This window comes from Ensifer sp. ENS07, from assembly GCF_014852185.1.
GTDB classification, from domain to species: Bacteria; Pseudomonadota; Alphaproteobacteria; order Rhizobiales; family Rhizobiaceae; genus Ensifer; species Ensifer adhaerens.
This window is the reverse complement of the sequence record NZ_JACVBE010000023.1, coordinates 1-19203: the sequence shown is the minus strand read 5'-3', so window position 1 is coordinate 19203 and position 19203 is coordinate 1. Positions and strand designations below refer to the sequence as shown.

The window sequence follows — 19203 nt, the reverse complement described above, 5'->3', positions numbered from 1 at the left end:
AACCCGGTCTCTCACCCTCACGTTCTCTATTCGACGGGTCGAGGTCAGGCGTCGGCCGAGCATGCCCGCGCCGAGCACGACACGATCTGCGTCGCCCGCCTGCAGACGATGCGGCGTCTCGAAAGATCGGGGTGCAGAAGCGAGAGAGGGTGGCTGCGTAGCGTCAGACCGACATGGCCATAGTCTTCGACCACCTCGCTGCCCGTTTACGGCGCGCTGGATTTCCTAGAACATGAATGGCCGGTACGGCACGGAGCAGGATATGAACGAGGCATCGTGACGTGCCGGGACGCGCTGAACCGTTCGGTGTCATCGGCGGTCGCACGAGAGGCCTTCATCGGCGTGTGCCTTGAGGCAGGCATGGCAACGTCAACAGTTGCTGCGATGCCCCGTCGAAGCCGGGACATCGCGTGCAGCCTAGTTGGCACCGAACCGCTTGAGCATCGCTCGCAACTGGATGTTCTCTTGCCGCAGCCGATCCGCCAGTAGGCCTTTGAGCCGGCGGTTTTCCTCTTCTAGGGCTGCAAGCTCGTCAGGAATTATTTCGGGAGCAGAACCGGCCACAATCGACCGGGAAACAACGTCACGACCTCTGCGCGGTGGGCCCTTGCGCTTCGACTTCTTTGATACGACCGTCGTTGGGTGGTCTGCTTCTGACGCTGGGACAACGGCAGAACCGAAGGCAACCTCGTCAAGAATGTTGCCTTCTCCCGTGCTCGCGGAAATGGCGATCTGGTCAACGTCAGGCCCGTTGTCATCACTTGGACCAATTTCCACACTTGGCCCCGAAACGGGCGCAACTTCTTGTGCTGTCGGGTCGAACAGATGCGGCGCGTCGGCCTTCGCCTCGCGGGCCAGGGCTCTAAGATCCGTGTCGCCCCATATCGAGGAGGGTCTGGTCGTCGTCCGACGCCGGGACGACTTGACTTCGACGACAAACTTTCGCTGCTGTGGCCTCATATGGATCCAGTATTTACTTGCGAGACGTCACGCTATGAAGCGTCGTAGCGCTTAAGCATCTTCTTGAGCTGCGTGTTCTGTAGCAACAACTTTTCTGCCAAACGTCGTCGAAGTTGCCCGACTTCCACGTCAAGCGCTCTCATTTCTTCGTCGAAGGCAATCGGTGGCCTGGGAACTACGGAGCCCGCATCTCCATACTCGACGACGTCGGACGCTGCAACAGCGCCAGTGCCCGTTTTCCTGCTGCGCTTTTTGCTTCCTTTTGGCAGAGGTTGGGGCCGCGGCTTGTGGCCAGGCAACAAAACCCGATCGTCGGCACCGGGCTGAACGACTGTGGTAGTAGGCGTCTCAGCAGCCCCGGTGACCGTGGCGTAGGAGGTTGCTAGATCGTGGTTGTCAGCGACCTCACTTGAGACCTGTTCTGTTGGATCAGCAGCTTCTCCAACTCCTTCCTCTACCTCGATTTCGCGCAGGCTTTCCTGCTCCTTGGCCGCTCGCTCAGGAGACACCAGTTGCACCAGATATTTCCAAGGTGATTTCATAGCGCGCCGCAGTCTCGAGGAATGGCACCAGCAACCTTCATGCAGCTCTCCACGAACTCCAGCGAGGAAGCGATGGCGAGGCTGATCGTTTCCGATCAGCCGTTCCCCCAAAGATCAGATCAGTCCCAATCGCTTGCGCAGCTCGGCATTCTCGGCCTGCAGTTTTTCAGCCAGTGTCTTGCGCAGCCGTGCATTCTCTTCCTCAAGCTGAAGAAGCTCAGCTATGCCATCAAGCGCTGGAGCCGATGCGGCTGGCGTCTGTTTTGCCGCGCGTGTTTTTCTGGTGCCCTTGGCAACATTCTTTGCCTTGGCAGCGACCGACGCCTTTGCCGAAGCATTCCCCTCCGCCGACTTATCCAAGCGTTTTCTGCGCCCTTTCAGTGGCTGAGCAGATTCTGCTTCTGGTGTGTCGACAACTGTGTCCGCAACGACATTCTTCGGTCGCGGACCCCGACGTTTCTTTGGTGGGGCTAGGTCCGCCGGCGGTGCGTTCTCTGCAATCTCGGTGTTGCTCTCGTCTGTCATGAGTTATTTCCTCTCCAAAGGTGCATCTTTTTCCGATGAGCCAGAACAGAGTCAACAACCGCAGCTGCCGGGATTGAACGAGGCGGCGCAAGTTGATCGGACGAGAGCTGTTGTCGTGAGTGCCATCGGTGATAGCGATCCCATGGAGTTTGTCGAGCGCCACGATGCACTTCGGTTAGGTTTTCCACCAAAGCCTAAAATCGGTAGCTGTCAGAAGAAGGCTTGGATGCCTGTTTGGGCGCGGCCGAGGATGAGCGCATGCACGTCATGAGCGCCCTCATAGGTGTTCACGGTCTCCAAGTTCTGCGCGTGACGCATGACGTGGTAGCCAATCTGGATGCCGTTACCGCCGTGCATGTCGCGGGCCTGACGGGCGATGTCGAGCGCCTTACCGCAATTGTTTCGCTTGACGATGGAGATCATCTCGGGAGCCATCTTACCCTCGTCCATCAGACGGCCGACACGCAGGCTGCCCTGAAGTCCGAGTGAAATCTCGGTGAGCATGTCGGCGAGCTTTTTCTGGTAAAGCTGTGTCGCCGCCAGCGGCTTGCCAAATTGCTTGCGGTCGAGTCCGTATTGCCGTGCGCGGTGCCAGCAGTCCTCGGCCGCACCCATCGCCCCCAGGAAATGCCGTAGCGGGCACGGTTGAGGCAACCGAACGGGCCCGACAACCCCTTCACGTTCGGCAGAAGTGCGTCCTCGCCGACCTCCACGTTGACCATCACTACCTCGCCGGTGACCGAAGCGCGCAGGGAGAGCTTGCCGCCGATCTTCGGAGCGGACAAACCCCTCATGCCCTTCTCGAGTACGAAACCGCGGATGACGTCCTTGCCGTCTTCGCCCTTCAGCTTCGCCCAGACGACGAAGACGTCGGCGATTGGCGCGTTGGAAATCCACATCTTAGATCCGTTGAGGCGATAGCCGCCGGCGGTCTTCTCGGCTCGGGTCTTCATGCCGCCGGGGTCGGAACCGGCATCGGCTTCGGTCAAGCCGAAGCAGCCGATCCATTCGCCCGACGCGAGCCTGGGCAGATACTTGCTGCGCTGTTCTTCGGAACCGTAAGCGTAGATCGGATACATGACGAGCGAGGATTGCACGCTCATCATAGAGCGATAGCCTGAGTCCACGCGCTCGACTTCACGGGCGACGAGGCCATAGGTAACATAGCTTGCGCCGAGCCCGCCATATTCCTCTGGGATCGTCACACCGAGCAAGCCGGCATCACCCATTTTCCTGAAAATCGCCGGATCAGTTGTCTCATTGAGATAGGCTTCCTCCACATGGGGGGCGAGCTTGTCCGCGGCAAAGGCCGCAGCGCCGTCTCGGATGGCACGTTCGTCTGCCGAGAGCTGATCCTCGAGCAGGAAGGGATCGTCCCAGACAAAGGGTGTGGCGGTTGAGGTGATCACGTTCATGGCAATTCCCGATCATGTTTGCTTCAACTGATTTTGGCGTGAGGACGATACGAGCTTTTGACCCACCACCTCCAATCGGGCGAATAGGCCCTACTCCCGCAGCCTTGCGTGAGGGCTTGCAATGGGCATTTTGACTTCGGCTGCCCTTCGACCGATCGGCCGAGAAGCCTGCATTGGAGGTGGCTGCGGATGAGAATTTGCGCAACCCACCAACGGCATACGCATCGAATATCACTTCCCGGGGAGGCGTGCTGACCGACGCAACAGCTGGGTCAGGATCAGTGTTCCGATAGCCAGGGCTGCCATCAAGGAAGAAACGGCAAGAACACGTGGGCTTAGGTCTTCGCGAACACCGGTCCACATTTGTCGAGGTATCGTCGTAGTTTCAACCCCTCCCACAAAAAGCACGATTACAAGCTCATCGAATGAAGTCGCGAAAGCCAGAATTGCACCGCCGATGATTCCTGGCATCGCAAGAGGAAGTGTCACGCTCCTGAATGCGAACACGGGTCCGGCCCCCAGATTGGCAGCAGCCCGCATTAACCTGCTGTCGATCATCGACAACGAAGCACGCACGGAAAGCATCACGAAGGGAGCGGAGATCGTTGCGTGAGCGAGAATGATCCCCAACTTCGTGTTGAGCAGGCCAAGTTCCGCGTAGAGAAAATATAAGCCAGTCGCCAGGACAATCGTCGGCGCGAATATGGGGAGCAAGAAAATGGCGGAGAGAACCTCACGCCCGCGGAAAGTACTCTTCTCAAGCCCTAGGGCGGCGAGCGTACCGATTGCGGTTGCCATGACTGTGGACCACAACCCAATCTCCATGGTGTTAAAGAAAGCGGCTCGCCACTCCGTCCCAAACAGGACCTGCTTGTACCACTGAGTGGAAAAAGCTGACGGCTCAAGCCTGAGCATTTCCGGCGTATAAGCAAAAAAGGGCAAGGCGCTGAATGACAGCGGCACCACTGCCAATATTGGCATTATCAGAAATGCAAAGATCAGTATGCAGAACGTTTTGTACGCATACCACGCAACTTTGGTACCAGTGGTTGTGGGGCCGTGATCTTGCATATTAGAGTGCCTTACCCGTCTGATTGATTGCCCTGCTCTGGAATATGTAAATGCTTACAACGAGCGCAAAAAGCAGAGCAGACATCGCGGCCGCAAGGCCCCAATCGAGGGTCTGCTGCATGTGAAACGCGATGACGTTGCCAATAAACGTCCCACTGGTTCCGCCTACAAGCGCTGGCGTCACGTAGTATCCAACAGACAGCATGAAGACCAATGTGATGCCCGCCGCGATGCCTGATCGGGTTAGAGGAACGAATACATCTATGAAGGCGCGAAACGGGTGCGCACCCAATGAAACTGCAGCTTTCACTTGAGTTGTCGGGACGCTGAGCATCGAATTGTAAAGCGGCAGTATCATTACCGGCAGCAAGACATGAACCATCACGATCATCGTGCCGGTCGCGTTGAAGATCAGTTGGAACCTGGCCGAATCGTCAATGACGCCCAATGAGACGAGGATGTTGTTTAGCAACCCCTCACGCTGTAGCAGCGCCATCCAACCGGTGGTTCGCACCAGAACGGACGTCCAGTAGGGAATCAGCACGAGTGTCATGCATATTCCCGCCCAAACTGGTTTCACGCGGGTCAGGAAATATGCTGCCGGGTATCCCAGGATCAGGCACACGAAGCATATCGCGCAACTCATCCATATCGTGCGCCAGTAAATTCCGACGTTTACCAGCGAGCCGTCTCCGAGCACCTTTATCGTCCCGTCGCTGGCATACGCTAAGTCAACAGCAGCCAGGTATTTGTCCTCGGATAGCACGCGCAGCGATGCTTTCAATGTATCCCAGGTAAAGGGATCACCCCACAATGCGCTTGTTGAGAGAAGTGTTTGTTTGGCTGGCGCTTGGCTTGCACGGAGAGATACCGCACTTCTATTCAGCAGCGTGGCGGCTCCGGGGATCCGATCACCCATTCGCGACGCTACCTTGTTGATATCCCTGGAGGTAAGAACATCAACCAGTTCGTGGCCAAACACTTCAAAGACATGATCATCGGGGAGCCCTGTGGTCACAGACCAAATGGAAAGCTCCGACTTGGTCTTTGCCATGATCTGGCCGGGCGCCGCGTCATAGAAGCTGCGGCTCAGCATCAGCCCAATTGGCCACACGAAAAACAAGCAAAGGAACATGATAAACGGAGCCAGCAACAGCAGATTGCCGCCTCGGCCGAAGGCAGGAGTCGAGATTTTTGACAGCGGTGGCTGAGCCACCTGGATTGAGATTGACAATTCAAACGCCTCTAAATTGACAGCCTGCAAAAGCGCTTGACGAGAAGCAAGCGCTCGTCCTTGCTCAAGCCTTTGACAATGTCTCGTCGTATCCGAACGCAAAGGCTTCGGATCTCGCCCAACTCACGTTGACCACCTCGTCGACCGAAAACGGCTCCGACTGACCGGTATTCTGCATCTTCGCAATTAGCGAACCACCTCCCTCGAGTTCGAGTTCGATTCGGAAAGCCTCACCGAGGAAGGTGACCCCCTTGATGCGCGCCGGAAAACAGTTTTCTCCCTGCACGCTCACGCTACGTTTCGAAACGTGGGTTCTCTCTGGCCTGACCGTGATATAGACCTGATCTGAGGAAGCATTCAGATCCCCTGCGACGCAGTGCACATCCCCGGAGCCCGGCATCTCCACTGCGCAATGATTGCCCTCGAGCCTGCGTAGGCGGCCAAGCAAGCGGTTATTCTCGCCGATAAAGTTCGCAACAAAGGCATTCGATGGCGCCTCATATAGCTGCCTCGGCGGCGCCAATTGTTGGAGCTTCCCACCTCGCAGAATCGCCACCCGATCGCTCATGACCATCGCCTCGGATTGATCGTGGGTCACATACACAATCGTGACACCGACCTCAGTATGAAGCTTCTTGATCTCATACTGCATTTCTTCCCGCAGCATCTTATCCAATGCTCCGAGCGGCTCATCCATCAGTACCAGGTCAGGATTGAACACCATCGCTCGAGCCAGTGCGACGCGCTGTTGTTGGCCGCCGGACATGGCGCCCGGCTTTCTTTCTCCAAACCCAGAAAGTTGGACCATATCCAGCGCGCGTGCGACGCGCTTCGCAATTTCAGCCCTGCCCAACCCCCTGACGCGAAGTGGATAGCCGATGTTATCTGCCACAGACATATGCGGAAAGAGCGCGTAGTTCTGGAAGACCATTCCAATGTTGCGCTTGTGAGCAGGAAGCTCGCTTACCGATCGACCGCGAACACTTATTTGCCCTCCGGATGGCATCTCGAATCCCGCCAACATTGTCAGCAGGGTCGTTTTTCCTGAGCCGGAAGGGCCAAGCATCGTCAGGAATTCGCCGGCGGCAATGTCCAAAGCGAAGTCTTTGATGGCATAGAACCGTCCATCATACGTTTTGGATATCCCCTCGTAACGTACGAGGGGGCCTGTCCATTTCTCTCTGCTCATGACGTTTTCCTGGCTCATGCTTCACTCAACACAATCAGACTCCCAAGCAACCGCGTTTCAGAATACTGCGTTGCGCACGCGATGGCGTACTGGAGCGCATCTCGGTGCGACCCAGGTTTCGTCTTGAACCTTACGAGGCCCAACCTCCGAAAGCGGAGCAATCTCGCACCGCCTCCCGCCGAACGACTACGGACGCTTGCTGACCATTCGCGCAAACTTCAATTTGATGGAAGGCTAACAGATCACGCCGCTGTGCGTATCGGCAAATGGTGATGCAAGCATCGACGAATGGCTTTGGCGCTCGCGGGTAGTTGAAGGGAATAATCATCACGCGATCATCATATCGGCAAGCATGCCGAGAACTCGGCAGGCCTGCCCAACAAAGGGGAAGTCTAATGAACCGAAACTTGTTGAGGTCTTTGGCCTTGGCCGCCACAGTGGCATCGTCGGCGACTGCCTCTGCGCAGGATTCCATTACCGTGGTGTCGTTTGGTGGCGATACAAAATTACGGGAAGAAACGTCGTTCTATAAACCATTCGAGCAGGAGACCGGCATCAAGGTCGTCTCGGTAGATTATTCTGGCGGCATTGCACAGATTAAGGCCCAAGTTGAAGCTGGAGCGGTTTCCTGGGACGTCGTGGATGGCGAGAATGCGCTGGCCAATCAGGGCTGCGACGAAGGTTACCTTGAGGATCTCTCGGGTATCGTATTGCCGCCTGGCCTGGACGGCACTCCAGCGAACAAGGACTACCTGCCGGGTGCCATGGTGAAATGCGGAATTGGCATGACCGCCTGGACGACAGCCATCGGCTACCAGGAAAACCTGCCTGTAAAGCCGACCACCATGGCGGACGTGTTCGATACCAAGAAAATTCCTGGCAAGCGTGGGTTCGTCAAGTCCGCGGCTTATGTCCTCGAGTTTGCGCTTGAAGCCGACGGTGTGCCCGCCAAGGACATCTACTCAGTGCTTGCCACCCCGGAGGGGGTCGACAGGGCTTTCAAGAAGCTGGACACCATCAAGAATGACATCGTCTGGTGGGATAGCTGGTCGCAGGGCATGCAGCTGATCGTCACGGGCGAGGTCGCCATGGGCATGTCCAGCTCTCAGCGACTACTGGTGGCCAAGGGGCAACGCGCGTTGCCGATCGGAATACTGTGGGATGGCCAGATTGCGCTGATGGAAGTTTACATGGTGCCAAAAGGCACGGCGAAGATGGACCTCGTTAAGAAGTATCTCGAGTTCATCTCACGCCCCCAGATCCAGAAGAACCTCTATGTCCCTGAAGCCGAATTCAAGGGCGCACCCGACGCGTTCCGCTCGAAAGCGTTTCCGGCGCGCATCTCGGTCTTGAAGCAAATCAAGTTCGATGAAGTGGCGCAGCCTGCAGTCGACCCGTTCATCGGCAAAGCTACCAGCGCTGTGGTCTTTGACGACGGGACCTTCTGGCCGGCGCACAGGGAGGAGCTCGAACGCCGCTTCGCGGGCTGGCTGCAGCAATGAATTGCCATGCAGCCTATCACTGAAATGCGACCCGGCACGTGATTGTAGTGCCATCCGTATCGGCAAAGAGGCGAACCAAGCATCTATGAATGGCTTTGGCGCTCGCGGGCAGCTGAAGGAAATAACGCGATCATCACGTCGGTAAGCATGCCGAGACACCCTCGGCATGCCTGCCCAACAAAGGGGAAGTCTAATGAATCGAAACTTGTTGAGGTCTTTGGCTCTGGCCGCCACCGTGGCATCGTCAGCGATCGCCTCTGCGCAGGATTCCATCACCGTAGTGTCGTTTGGTGGCGATACAAAATTACGGGAAGAAACGTCGTTCTATAAGCCATTCGAGAAGGAGACCGGCATCAAGGTCGTGTCGGTAGACTACTCGGGCGGCATTGCACAGATTAAGGCCCAGGTTGAAGCGGGAGCGGTGTCCTGGGATGTTGTAAATGGTGAGAACGCGCTGGCCAATCAGGGCTGCGATGAAGGATACCTTGAGGAGCTTTCAAGTATCACGCTATCACCGGGGTCGGATGGAACTCCTGCCGACAAAGACTACCTACCAGGTGCCGTTGTTAAGTGTGGAGTTGGAGTCACCGCTTGGACCGCGGCCATCGGCTACCAGGAAAACCTCCCTGTAAAGCCGGCGACGATCGCGGACGTTTTCGATACCAAGAAAATTCCCGGCAAGCGCGGTTTTATCAAATCGGCCACCTATGTGCTTGAGTTTGCGCTTGAAGCCGACGGCGTTCCTGCCAAGGATGTCTATGCGGTCCTCTCCACTCGGGAGGGCGTCGACCGGGCATTCAAGAAGCTAGACACGATCAAGAATGACATAGTCTGGTGGGATAGCTGGTCCCAAGGAATGCAGCTCATTGTTACGGGAGAGGTAGCCATGGGCATGTCCAGCTCGCAGAGGCTCTTGGTGGCCAAGGGTCAGCGCGAACTCCCGATCGGCATCCTTTTCGACGGCCAGATAGCCCAAATGGACGTCTACATGGTGCCGAAAGGTACGGCCAAGTGGGAGCTCGTGAAAAAATATCTCGAATTCATCTCGCGTCCAGAAATTCAGAAGAACCTCTACGTATCTGAAGCCGAATTCAAGGGCGCACCCGACGCGTTCCGCTCGAAAAGCCTCCCGACGCGGGTTTCCGTGCTGAAGGAGATTAAGTTCGACGCAGTGGCGCAACCAGCCGTCGATCCGTTCATCGGTAAGGCTAGCAGCGCTGTGGTGTTCGACGACGGCACCTTCTGGCCAATGCACCGGGAGGAAATTGAACGCCGGTTCGCAAGCTGGCTCCAGCAGTAGTTCAAAGCTGCCTCTTCCCGATCCGGGGAGAGGCAACCTCTCAGTTTCTAACGATTCAGCGCACCGAGAGCGGTGCATGCACGTCGACGAGCGTGCGCAGGAAGTTTTTTACCAGCTTGTTCTGGGCCGACCTCGGAGTTCTCATCGCCGCGACACTTCGAATTCGTCGGACCAGATCCGGTTTGACGCTACGCAATTGCTTCGATTTGACGTAGCTCTCTGCGGTATGTGCCGGCAAGTAACCAAGGTTTCGCCCGGACAATATCAGCGCCAGTTGCGCATGTGCGCCAAGACCGATGTCGCCTGCAAACGGGCTGGTATCAACGCGATCAGGGTGGGTCGCTTCCAGATGTCCCCTGCTGCAGTAGGGGTAGCTGGCGATCTGGGCGGCAGTGATTTGGCCGTCAGGAACGTCGAATAATCGATGCGCGCTGCTGCAATAAAGCTCAAGGCACTCGCTGAACAATGCAGTGTATTCGAGCTGACTAAACGACGGGTTATAGAGCCCAATACCCAGCGGTATGAGTCCGTCTGCCACCCGGCCGATGACTTGCGCGCCCAACATAATCTCGACGCGTATTTTCACCCCTTCCGTAATCTCTGAAAACCGCTTGATCGCCAGCGGCAATCGACATTCTGGATTGTCGACAATACTGTCTTCCACGGCCATTACGAGTTCACCGCGATAGCCATCGCCAAGGGTATTCACACTATCTTTGAACCCCTCGATAGAGGCAAAGAGGTCGCGTGCGGCAAGATAGACTACCCGCCCTTCATCAAACAGTTTGAACCCCTTCGGCCCGCGTTGGCATAACTTGACTCCCAGTCGAAGCTCCAATGTTTTCAAGTATTCACTGAGGCTTGGTTGGGATAAGTTCAGCGCTACCTGAGCCGCAGTGAAGCTTCCCTCTTCGACGATGGTGCAGAAACATCTCAGGAGCCTCAAATCTATGTCTTGGAGTTGCCCAAGTTTCGACATCTTGTCCTTCCTGGCTGATCGGGTATTTTCAACTGCATTTCGCCGTATGAAGCCGCGTTGGAGGCAGCGAACAGCAACCGTCAACCGCTCTTGAACAGGGCTGACACAATAGCCGATAGATCTGCCGCGATTTTTCTTACGTGACCCAGTATTCTGGGTTCGCCATCTTCGGCCAAGAGATCCGGCTCGAAGCCGATTACCCCCGCTACAAACGCCAAAGGATTTCCGGCCAGCTCGACCGGACAGGCGAGTGAATAAACGTTCTCGTCAAACTCGTCCCGGCACGTTGCGTAGCCTGCCGCCCTGACCCGATCAATCTCCCGACGGAGTTCGTTCGGATCCGTGATTGTTGAGGGCCGATACTGTTCCAGATAGCAAGTACCGAAAAAATCCTCCCTCTTGTCGGGGGCCATTCCGGCAAGGAAAAGTTTCCCGGATGCGGTGGCATGAAAGGGAGCGTCGCTTCCCAACAACACCAGAGAACCTGAGATTTTCTCCGGAATCGCCTGCACCGCCGTGACGATGCGACGGCCGCTGGTTCGTGACAGAAAGACAACCAGGTTCAGTTCGTTGGCAGCTCTCTGCAGCAGCGGGCGACATATTGAGCTAAGCTCGTCCCTGGTGACCCCACGCTCAAGCAACCCGTAGAGACGCGCTCCCAGCCGATAGCCACCGCGTCGTCCCCCTTCCAGGTATCCGACAGCAACGAGGCTCTGAACGAGTCGATGTGCCGTTGCTAACGGGAGCCCAGCATTTTGCGCGATTTTTGCAACTTCGAGACCATTGGGTTCGACGCTCGCAACAGCTTCGAGAATGGTGGCCGCCCGGCTCAAAGGTTCCGGAGGCTTACTTGTATTCGACATCGACTTACTTGCTCCGCCTGCCACAACGCCCCTCGCCTTCCCAGTGAAACAGTCTTGTCATTGCGAAAGCCAGCTGGTAAAAGCGAATTATCGTTAAACGGGATAATTCTCATTTATTGAGAATAAATATCTGCCTCGGAAGGATAGGTCAAGGGAAAATTATCGTTGTGGTGCCGTCACGCGCCGCGTCTTACTTTTAAGGGAGGGAAACACATGTCTGACGACTATTTAAGGCTGCGCAGCCCGGAACTCTCAGCCGCTCTGCAAGACGATGTTCCGGTGATTATTTGTCTGGGCGCGATCGAACAGCACGGCGATCATTTGCCGGTGGGAACTGACACCATTCAGGCGGAAGGCCTCGCGCGGAAAGCGAAAGAAGTTCTCGATGCAAGGGGTATCCGGTTGCTTCTCGGACCATCGATAACATTCGGATTGCGACAGTTCCCCAGCGAGGCCCCACGCGACCGTGTCGGCACCGTCAGCATCTCCAGCGGTCTCTTTCAATCTCTGGTCAAGGAGGTTGCCAACGAGCTGATCCGTCACGGATTTCGAAGGCTATATCTGTTGATCGGGCACGCCGAGAACGATGCGCCTGCGCAGCTCGCGGCCAAGGAGCTAAGTGAAGAGACAGACGCTGTTGTCACCACTATCAACTGGCTCGTTGTCAGCGGACGTTTGAACAAGGGCTCTTCTGCTTTCTCCTCACCCCAGGGACACGGCGGTGCCGGCGAGACATCGAGAATGATGGTGCTCTTGCCAGATTCTGTCGATCTCAGGGCGGGAAAAGCCTTCTACCCAAAGCGGTATGGGGAGACATACGAGGGAGCAGACCCTCCCTATGTTGGCGGAGCCGTAGGTCGATACAAAACGCCTCCAGATTCATTCTCATCGGATTTCGCTGGCATCATTGGCAGCCCCGAAGAGTCTTCCGCGGAGGCGGGCGTTCGCCTCATCGATATGATCGGCACCTGGATTGCCGACGTCGTCGAATTTGAGGAATCCATTTGGAAAGGGCCGCCCCGGTTGGCTTCCCGGGTGTAAAGCAACCCTTCTTGAGAGCAAGGCTCGCGCCGCCATGGCGGCAAACGTTCCCACGCGTTCCAGGTGTGTAACTCGGAACCGTCGACAACCGGCAGAATGCCACGGGAGAACATTCGCATGAGAGGCTTAAACGGTAAGGTCGCCATCGTGACCGGATCAGGCGGGAGCATAGGCAGGGCAAGCGCCTTGCGTTTTGCGGCGGAGGGCGCACTGGTTGTCGGCTGCGACATTGCCAGCGATGCTGCGGAGGAAACGGTTCGTCACGTCACTGCGGCAGGAGGAACGATGACATCGATCCATCCTTGCGACCTCACAAAACGAAGCGAATGCGATCGACTTGTCGCCGCCGCTGTCAAAGAGTTTGGAAAGGTCGACGTTCTCCTCAACAATGGCGCCATGGCATACTTTGCCTGGATCGAAGACATGGATGACGACGCGTGGCATAACACGATAAATGAGGAGTTGAACTTAGTCTTCCTGTTAACTCGAGCTTGTTGGCCGGAATTGGTGAAGACAAAGGGGGCAATCGTCAATGTCGCCTCCATCTCGGCTTGGCAAGGATTGCAGCTTCTGCCTGGTCTCGCCCACACTGCCGCTAAGGGCGGTGTGCTGTCGATGACGAAGCAGCTGGCGATGGAGGGACGTCACCACGGGATCCGTGCAAACTCAGTATCACCCGGGTCGATCCAGACCAACCAGAGTCGTTTCAAGCCCGGTGAGCCCGGCTATGATGAATGGTGCCGGATTCAGCTGGGACGCGCGATGATGAACCGAATCGGAAAACCTGAAGAGGTTGCCGCCACAGTGGCCTTCTTGGCAAGCGAGGATGCCTCGTACATTACTGGCGAAGACATCGCGGTTGACGGTGGTATTCGCTCCTGGTGACGATGCCGGGGCAGAACGTCGCTCGCGCCTGCTTCATTCGCTCGAGTGGGAAACGGTCTGCCCGCATGTCAGGTAATTCGTGAAAAATCCAGGTGGTCTGGCCACCTGGATTTCGCCGGTGAGGTTCCCGGCGAGAACACGACAGGATTGGCGCTTCCGCGCATGTGGCTTTTTTGTTCGTGTCGCTGCGAGCGCCCGGCGTGAGCTGTTGATCTTTGCCAAATGTGTCAAGTCATCACGGCTTTGACAGAATCCTCCAGGGTAGAAAGAATTCTACCCATGTCATCATCCGTGATTGCCAACGAAAAATAGAACTTTCCGTGATTCAGAACGCCGCGACGCACGATTTCGCTTGCGAGCTTCTTCTGTAAGGCCAGGTTTCCCGACATGCTGCTTCGGTAGTCAACCACTGGATTATCGGTCAGAACAATTTGCGCAATTGGACCTGCTCCAATTGCCTGGCCCGGCAAACCATATCTGGAGAATATCTCTTTCGCACCGTCGCGGAAGCGTTTCCCGACGTCTTCGAAACGTTGGTAAACCCCCTGTTCCTGAAGGACACTCAGGGATGCCATTCCCGCGACGGCAGCGAGCCCATTGCCGCAGGTCGTACCCCCGATAAAGCAATAGCGTGGATCTGCGGCACGACGGGGGTCAGCCAGTTGCATGATCTCCTTAGGTCCGGCAACGGCTGAAAGCGGAAGACCGCCACCGATTACCTTTCCGTACGCGGCGAGGTCTGGCACCACGCCATAACGCTCCTGGGCGCCACCCCAAGCAAGCCGGAACCCGGTCACCACTTCGTCGAAGATCAGCAATATGCCGTTTGCATCACAAAGGGCGCGCAGACCTTCAAGGAATCCGGGCCGCGGATCTATGGAGCGTTGCTGCGCTTCCACAACGATTGCGGCGATCTCCTGGCTACGAGATTTTACCAGCGCTTCAACAGCTGAAAGGTCATTGAATGGCGCGATAAGAACTTGCTGCTCAAGAACTCGGGGAATGCCGGCACTGTCAGGCTTTGGAGCCGGAAAATCAGGTAGAGGCTTTCCCGGCCTCATGCTCATCAGCGCGTACTCGTTACCTCCGAGGAAACCACCTTCGAATTTCAGGATCTTGTCCCGCCCCGTGAAAGCACGCGCGAGACGCATCGCGTAGAGCGTCGCATCCGAACCTGTCACACCATATTTGATCTGCTCGGCGCACGGGATGGCATCGACGAGTTTCTCAGCGAGTTGTATGCCATACTCGTTGAGTAGATAGGTGTTAGACGGCCACTCGACTGCCTCGCGAAGCGCCGCGACCACCGAAGGGTGGGCATGTCCCAGCAACATCGGGCCGGAGCCATTTACGCAGTCGATGTATTCTCTCCCGTTACTATCGTAGACTTTTGAGCCCTTACCTTTCTTGAGCACGAGATCTACATCCCGCTCAAGGGCGAAGGATCCGAATGTTCCGCCGGGCATCACCCGGTCCGCGGTAGCAAGTAACTCTTCCATACTGACCTCAATCAAAGTGCCATGGGACCTGAGCGTGGCGTTTCAAAATGTCCGGCTGATAGAAATCATGTCGTATCCGCTCTGGTCGGTTAAGTATCAACACCGGATATACCTACTGAATGTTACGGTAGGTAGATTTTCGAACCATCGGCCATTTAGGAAGCATGTTTCGGAAAAGAGACATCGAGGTCTTTGGAAGAAACGCCACACTTTTCGCTCCGCGCGGTGACCGCTGTCTTGCAGTTTTGCACGACTTACAAAGAAGCCGCCGAGCATTTTATGGCTTAGGCAAACGGACGCCCTCAGCTCTTATTCCTGATGCTTGTTTCAGGGCTTTCCGATGTATCGACCGATAGCGATGGCGGATAACAACAGCATGGATGCCAAATCGCACCCGGACAGCCGCCCGAAGGAGATCTCCGACATGCAGTATTCCGACTATCAGCATCTTAGGTTCGAGCATAAGCCAAATGGCGTTCTTCTAATCACCATAGACCGCCCGCCCATGAACGGGACGAATGCCGTCTTGCACCACGAATTGGCGGAGATCTGGATTACAGTCGGGAAGGACCCCAACGTACGCGTGTCTGTAATTACCGGGGCAGGCAGGGCGTTCTCGGTGGGAGGTGATCTTTCACAGGCGACGAAGAAGCTGGGAAAGATCGATCGGCACATAGAGACCGGCGAGGAAGCGCTTCGGATCGTTTACAATATGATCCACCTTGATAAGCCCATCGTGTCCGCGATCAACGGCTCCGCAGCCGGCGCAGGTCTCGCCGTCGCCCTCAGCGCCGATATCTCCATAGCGTCCACCACCGCAAAACTCTGCGATGCACATATGAACATCGGTGTAGCCTCAGGCGACCACGCAACGATGTTGTGGCCGCTTTATTGCGGGCTCCCCAAAGCAAAGCTCTACCTCCTGACAAGCGACGTACTTTTGGGGGAAGAAGCCGAGCGCATCGGTTTGGTTTCGATGTGCAAGCCGCAGGAGGAAGTCCTTGAAGCCGCTTTGCGTCTCGCCGATGAGTTGGGAAGAAAGCCCCAGCGAGCGCTTCGGTGGACAAAGCGTTGCCTGAACCATTGGGCCCGACAAGCGGCACCGGTTTTCGACCTGTCTGTGGCCTACGAGACCCTCAACTTCATGGAGCCGGATGCACGCGAGGGGCTGACTGCTTTCATGGAGAAGCGTGCGCCTTCGTTCCCGTCGACGAAGGAGTGATGCGTTGGATCTGGCTCATCTCTTCCACCGCGCCGCAATGGATTTTCCGGAGAGGCCACTCTGGATATCCCCAGCGACTAAGATTTCATATGGCAACGGCGCCCGTCGGATAAATCAGATCGCGCATTCCTTATTGGTCCGAGGGCAACAGCGAGACCGTGTCGCAATACTCAGCGTAAATCGCTTTGAGCATTTCGAGATCTATCTGGGTGCGTTGACTGCCGGAATGACCGCGACACCGCTTAGTCCAAAGTTGCATGTTGATGAACTAAGCTACATGGTGGAAGACTCCGAGCCACGGTTTTTCGTGTTCTCTCCGGAGTTCGCCGATGTCGCGAAATCGCTTCGCACGAGACATTCGTGCGTAGCCCATTGGATCTGCATGGAACCCCATCCAGAGTTCATGCAGTATGGCGACTTACTTGACACGGCACCTGATACGAGACCGGACTTATTGATCGATCCGGACGATGTGGCTTGGCTTTTCTACACCTCGGGGACTACCGGTAAGCCGAAAGGCTGCATGGAGACCCATCGAAACTTGCTAAGCATGGTGACTGGGCGCCTCCTCAACGTGCTGAGGGACATCGATGAAGAGGATCGTATGATTCACTTCGCCCCGTTGGCGCACGCGTCCACTAGCGCCGGATTGTGCCACCTGGCTCGCGGTGCGGCGCAGATTTTTCCGGAGTTGGGCAGATTTGATCCACCGAAGGTTTTGGATGCCATTGAACGTTACAGGGCCACATCCACTTACATGGCGCCGACAATGATCCAGATGTTGCTTCAATATCCCAACTTACAGCAGCACAACATCCAAAGCCTTCGTAACGTGCAGTTCGGTGGTGGCCCACTCTATGCTGAAGTTCTCCGGCAAGCCATCGAAGTCTTCGGACCGATCTTTGGGCAGGGTTATGGCCAGAGTGAAGCGCCTAGTGGGATATGTGGGATACACCGCTCCGAGTATGATCCCACGACTGACCTCGGGCTGAAGCGGTTGGGTTCGGTCGGCCGCGAGTGTCTTGGGGTCCGGGTTCGCATAGTGGATAGTCAAGGGAGCGAGTTGGGAGCCAATATTGCCGGCGAAATCACCGTGAGGGGCGACATCGTCTTCCCAGGGTACTGGCGCAAGCCGGAGGCCACTGCCGAAGTTTTGCGAGATGGATGGCTACACACAGGCGATGTAGGCTTTCGTGATGAAGAAGGCTTTGTTTTCATCACCGACCGCGTCAAGGACATGATCATCTCGGGTGGGTCGAACATCTACCCGCGCGAGGTTGAGGAAGTTCTGCTCCAGCACGACGCAATTGCCGAAGCCAGCGTCATTGGGATTCCCGATAAGATTTGGGGCGAGGCTGTCCGAGGGGTGGTCGTGCTCCGCTCAGGCATGGAAGCGACGGAAGGCGAAATAATCGAGTTCTGCCGCACCCGCCTTGCTTCCTACAAGAAGCCTAAGGCTATCACATTCGTCACCGACCTGCCCAAGAATGCCAACGGGAAAGTTCTGAAGAAAGAAATCAGATCCCGTCTCTTGAGCTTGTCCTAATGTCACCCACCAGCAAACAACCCGAGATCAGCTATGACGATATATTCTTCGAATACCTCCGCTAGCTCCCCGCCACTCACGTTTCTTGGGCTACCGTCATGCAAAGACTTGAGCGAAATCGATGCGGACATCGCGGTCATGGGCGTTCCATGCGCGACTCCCTATCTCCGCAATGAACAATACGGCCTGGCCAACCTAGCCGGGCCAGCTGCTCTGCGGAAGGCTTCTATGCGGCTCGGAGGGTATCATGATCGACACGACTGGGATCTGGATTCCCGGCTACTTCCGGCAAATCGTGCGGTTGACATCGGAGATCTCCCGCTAGACTTCTATCAATCTGAAACCAACAGGGCCACCATAAAGGCGGCAGTTGAACAACTGGCGGCACGTAGAGTAGCGGTGCTCGCGCTTGGCGGAGAGGACTCTATCCCGATCCCCATGGTGCAAGGATTGAGTTCGTACGAGGACGTGACAGTTCTTCAGATCGACGCCCACATGGACTGGCGCGATAGCAACTACGACGAGCGCTGGGGCCTTTCAAGTGGCATGCGCAGGGCATCAGAGCTCCCGTTTGTAAAGAACATAATCCAGGTAGGGACGCGCGGTCCCAGCTCCGGCGGCGACATAGAGGTCAGGGACGCTCTGGCCTGGGGCGTCAAATTCTTCACCGGAGAGGATATCCATGACAAAGGCGTTCAGCCGGTCATAGATGCCATCCCTCAGGGTGCCAACATACATGTCAATTTCGACCTTGATGGCCTGGATCCCTCAATCATGCCGGCGGTGTGGGTACCTTCGCCGGGAGGGCTAGGGTTCTGGCATGCAATGAAGCTCATCCGTGGCGTTGCTCACAAGGCGAACATCGTCAGTGTCGCTTTTGTGGAGTACGTCCAGGACCGGGATCCCAGCGGCGTTTGCGCGGGAGTAGCCGTCCGCCTCGCCTCGGCGTTCATCACCGAAATCCTGCGTAGTCGCGGAAGGTTCTGACGAGCAACCGATCGGACCCATCTACAGGCCGCCTGATATTCAGGTACCGAGTCACCCAGACATTCGGGTCGCTTCATGCGAGGCGACCCGAAAAGTCGCTCCTTGGAGACAAGGCTGCGTCACCAAGCGGTCGGAGCAGGCCGATTTCAGTGTTCGGGAAACGTCACGAACACGACGTCGGCTCCATGCTCCAAGTCCTCGGCCTCCAAATCCCTCGCAAGGACGGCACGCTACTGCATAAATGCTTGCTCTCGACCCGGGACCGCAAAAGTAATGGCCCGGCCAACTGATCATTGTCACTCACACGTTTCTTCTTTTGCCCTCGATCAGGTCGAGCACCGCGCGTGCCGCATCGAGCACGTTGGTGCCGGGGCCGAAGACCGCCGACACGCCGTTCTCCATGAGATAGTCATAGTCCTGGCGAGGGATGACACCCCCACAGA

General features: G+C 56.5%; 16 protein-coding genes and 4 pseudogenes. 8 read left to right on the top strand and 12 right to left on the bottom strand.

The genetic code is table 11. The features are described from left to right. Positions 1 to 83: 83 nt before the first annotated feature. A pseudogene (locus tag IB277_RS39085) lies at positions 84 to 203 on the bottom strand (DNA polymerase-like protein); the annotation flags it as partial. On the opposite strand from IB277_RS39085, the pseudogene IB277_RS36305 reads away from it, so the two are divergent. After that, positions 193 to 489, top strand: a pseudogene (locus tag IB277_RS36305) (DUF982 domain-containing protein); the annotation flags it as partial. The pseudogenes IB277_RS39085 and IB277_RS36305 sit on opposite strands and share 11 nt — an antisense overlap. Here IB277_RS36305 and IB277_RS36300 read toward each other — a convergent pair. The 7 genes and pseudogenes from IB277_RS36300 to IB277_RS36270 form a co-directional block, all read right to left on the bottom strand. Next, complete coding sequence (locus IB277_RS36300) at positions 418 to 960, bottom strand: hypothetical protein (RefSeq protein WP_192373171.1); 543 nt, start codon at positions 958 to 960, stop codon at positions 418 to 420. The pseudogene IB277_RS36305 and the gene IB277_RS36300 sit on opposite strands and share 72 nt — an antisense overlap. A 32-nt stretch (positions 961 to 992) precedes the next feature. Continuing rightward, positions 993 to 1478, bottom strand: coding sequence for a hypothetical protein (locus IB277_RS36295; protein ID WP_192373169.1), 486 nt, complete (start codon positions 1476 to 1478; stop codon positions 993 to 995). Between the two features lie 138 nt (positions 1479 to 1616). Continuing rightward, positions 1617 to 2027 carry a SyrB-like regulator gene (locus IB277_RS36290; RefSeq protein ID WP_192373167.1) on the bottom strand — a complete coding sequence of 137 codons (411 nt, stop codon included), beginning with the start codon at positions 2025 to 2027 and terminating at the stop codon, positions 1617 to 1619. A 210-nt stretch (positions 2028 to 2237) separates the two neighbouring features. Continuing rightward, positions 2238 to 3442, bottom strand: a pseudogene (locus IB277_RS36285) (acyl-CoA dehydrogenase). 231 nt (positions 3443 to 3673) lie between these two features. Next, positions 3674 to 4513 (bottom strand): ABC transporter permease, encoded by an 840-nt coding sequence (locus IB277_RS36280; RefSeq protein WP_192373165.1) that lies wholly within the window; start codon positions 4511 to 4513, stop codon positions 3674 to 3676. 1 nt (position 4514) lies between these two features. Continuing rightward, a complete protein-coding gene (locus IB277_RS36275) occupies positions 4515 to 5747 on the bottom strand; it encodes an ABC transporter permease (protein ID WP_192373163.1) in 1233 nt (410 codons plus the stop codon). A gap of 64 nt (positions 5748 to 5811) precedes the next feature. After that, positions 5812 to 6954, bottom strand: a complete 1143-nt coding sequence (locus IB277_RS36270) for an ABC transporter ATP-binding protein (protein ID WP_192373161.1) — start codon at positions 6952 to 6954, stop codon at positions 5812 to 5814. Between the two features lie 377 nt (positions 6955 to 7331). Between IB277_RS36270 and IB277_RS36265 the strand changes: the two genes are divergently transcribed. Together IB277_RS36265 and IB277_RS36260 are read left to right on the top strand one after the other, a co-directional pair. Then, positions 7332 to 8438, top strand: coding sequence for an extracellular solute-binding protein (locus tag IB277_RS36265; RefSeq protein ID WP_192373159.1), 1107 nt, complete (start codon positions 7332 to 7334; stop codon positions 8436 to 8438). A gap of 193 nt (positions 8439 to 8631) precedes the next feature. After that, the gene (locus IB277_RS36260) at positions 8632 to 9738 is read left to right on the top strand and encodes an extracellular solute-binding protein (RefSeq protein ID WP_192373157.1); all 1107 of its coding nucleotides are present in this window, start codon (positions 8632 to 8634) and stop codon (positions 9736 to 9738) included. 55 nt (positions 9739 to 9793) lie between these two features. On the opposite strand, the gene IB277_RS36255 is transcribed toward IB277_RS36260, so the two are convergent. Both IB277_RS36255 and IB277_RS36250 read right to left on the bottom strand, forming a co-directional pair. Next, positions 9794 to 10717, bottom strand: a complete 924-nt coding sequence (locus tag IB277_RS36255; protein ID WP_192373155.1) for a LysR family transcriptional regulator — start codon at positions 10715 to 10717, stop codon at positions 9794 to 9796. 80 nt (positions 10718 to 10797) lie between these two features. After that, a complete protein-coding gene (locus tag IB277_RS36250) occupies positions 10798 to 11580 on the bottom strand; it encodes an IclR family transcriptional regulator (protein ID WP_192373153.1) in 783 nt (260 codons plus the stop codon). Positions 11581 to 11793: 213 nt separating this feature from the next. On the opposite strand from IB277_RS36250, the gene IB277_RS36245 reads away from it, so the two are divergent. Both IB277_RS36245 and IB277_RS36240 read left to right on the top strand, forming a co-directional pair. After that, the gene (locus tag IB277_RS36245) at positions 11794 to 12621 is read left to right on the top strand and encodes a creatininase family protein (RefSeq protein ID WP_192373151.1); all 828 of its coding nucleotides are present in this window, start codon (positions 11794 to 11796) and stop codon (positions 12619 to 12621) included. Between the two features lie 117 nt (positions 12622 to 12738). Next, on the top strand, positions 12739 to 13506 hold the full coding sequence (locus IB277_RS36240) for an SDR family NAD(P)-dependent oxidoreductase (protein WP_246812906.1): 768 nt from the start codon (positions 12739 to 12741) through the stop codon (positions 13504 to 13506). Positions 13507 to 13733: 227 nt separating this feature from the next. Here IB277_RS36240 and IB277_RS36235 read toward each other — a convergent pair whose 3' ends face one another. Continuing rightward, complete coding sequence (locus IB277_RS36235) at positions 13734 to 15005, bottom strand: aspartate aminotransferase family protein (protein ID WP_210339721.1); 1272 nt, start codon at positions 15003 to 15005, stop codon at positions 13734 to 13736. Between the two features lie 376 nt (positions 15006 to 15381). Here IB277_RS36235 and IB277_RS36230 point away from each other — a divergent pair, with 376 nt between their 5' ends. The 3 genes from IB277_RS36230 to IB277_RS36220 all read left to right on the top strand — a co-directional run bounded on the left by IB277_RS36230 (position 15382) and on the right by IB277_RS36220 (position 18760). Further along, a complete protein-coding gene (locus tag IB277_RS36230; protein ID WP_246812905.1) occupies positions 15382 to 16227 on the top strand; it encodes an enoyl-CoA hydratase/isomerase family protein in 846 nt (281 codons plus the stop codon). A 4-nt stretch (positions 16228 to 16231) separates the two neighbouring features. Then, a complete protein-coding gene (locus IB277_RS36225; RefSeq protein WP_192373147.1) occupies positions 16232 to 17773 on the top strand; it encodes a class I adenylate-forming enzyme family protein in 1542 nt (513 codons plus the stop codon). A gap of 108 nt (positions 17774 to 17881) precedes the next feature. After that, a complete protein-coding gene (locus tag IB277_RS36220) occupies positions 17882 to 18760 on the top strand; it encodes an arginase family protein (RefSeq protein ID WP_210339720.1) in 879 nt (292 codons plus the stop codon). Positions 18761 to 19060: 300 nt separating this feature from the next. Here the strand turns inward: IB277_RS36220 and IB277_RS38515 are convergent. Next, positions 19061 to 19203: pseudogene (locus tag IB277_RS38515) on the bottom strand (protein sbm); the annotation flags it as partial.

Coding starts and splice junctions, on each gene's coding strand:
- IB277_RS36300 (WP_192373171.1), bottom strand. CDS start 960: ATGAGGCCACAGCAGCGAAAGTTTGTCGTCGAAGTCAAGTCGTCCCGG.
- IB277_RS36290 (WP_192373167.1), bottom strand. CDS start 2,027: ATGACAGACGAGAGCAACACCGAGATTGCAGAGAACGCACCGCCGGCG.
- IB277_RS36280 (WP_192373165.1), bottom strand. CDS start 4,513: ATGCAAGATCACGGCCCCACAACCACTGGTACCAAAGTTGCGTGGTAT.
- IB277_RS36270 (WP_192373161.1), bottom strand. CDS start 6,954: ATGAGCCAGGAAAACGTCATGAGCAGAGAGAAATGGACAGGCCCCCTC.
- IB277_RS36265 (WP_192373159.1), top strand. CDS start 7,332: ATGAACCGAAACTTGTTGAGGTCTTTGGCCTTGGCCGCCACAGTGGCA.
- IB277_RS36260 (WP_192373157.1), top strand. CDS start 8,632: ATGAATCGAAACTTGTTGAGGTCTTTGGCTCTGGCCGCCACCGTGGCA.
- IB277_RS36255 (WP_192373155.1), bottom strand. CDS start 10,717: ATGTCGAAACTTGGGCAACTCCAAGACATAGATTTGAGGCTCCTGAGA.
- IB277_RS36250 (WP_192373153.1), bottom strand. CDS start 11,580: ATGTCGAATACAAGTAAGCCTCCGGAACCTTTGAGCCGGGCGGCCACC.
- IB277_RS36245 (WP_192373151.1), top strand. CDS start 11,794: ATGTCTGACGACTATTTAAGGCTGCGCAGCCCGGAACTCTCAGCCGCT.
- IB277_RS36240 (WP_246812906.1), top strand. CDS start 12,739: ATGAGAGGCTTAAACGGTAAGGTCGCCATCGTGACCGGATCAGGCGGG.
- IB277_RS36235 (WP_210339721.1), bottom strand. CDS start 15,005: ATGGAAGAGTTACTTGCTACCGCGGACCGGGTGATGCCCGGCGGAACA.
- IB277_RS36230 (WP_246812905.1), top strand. CDS start 15,382: ATGGATGCCAAATCGCACCCGGACAGCCGCCCGAAGGAGATCTCCGAC.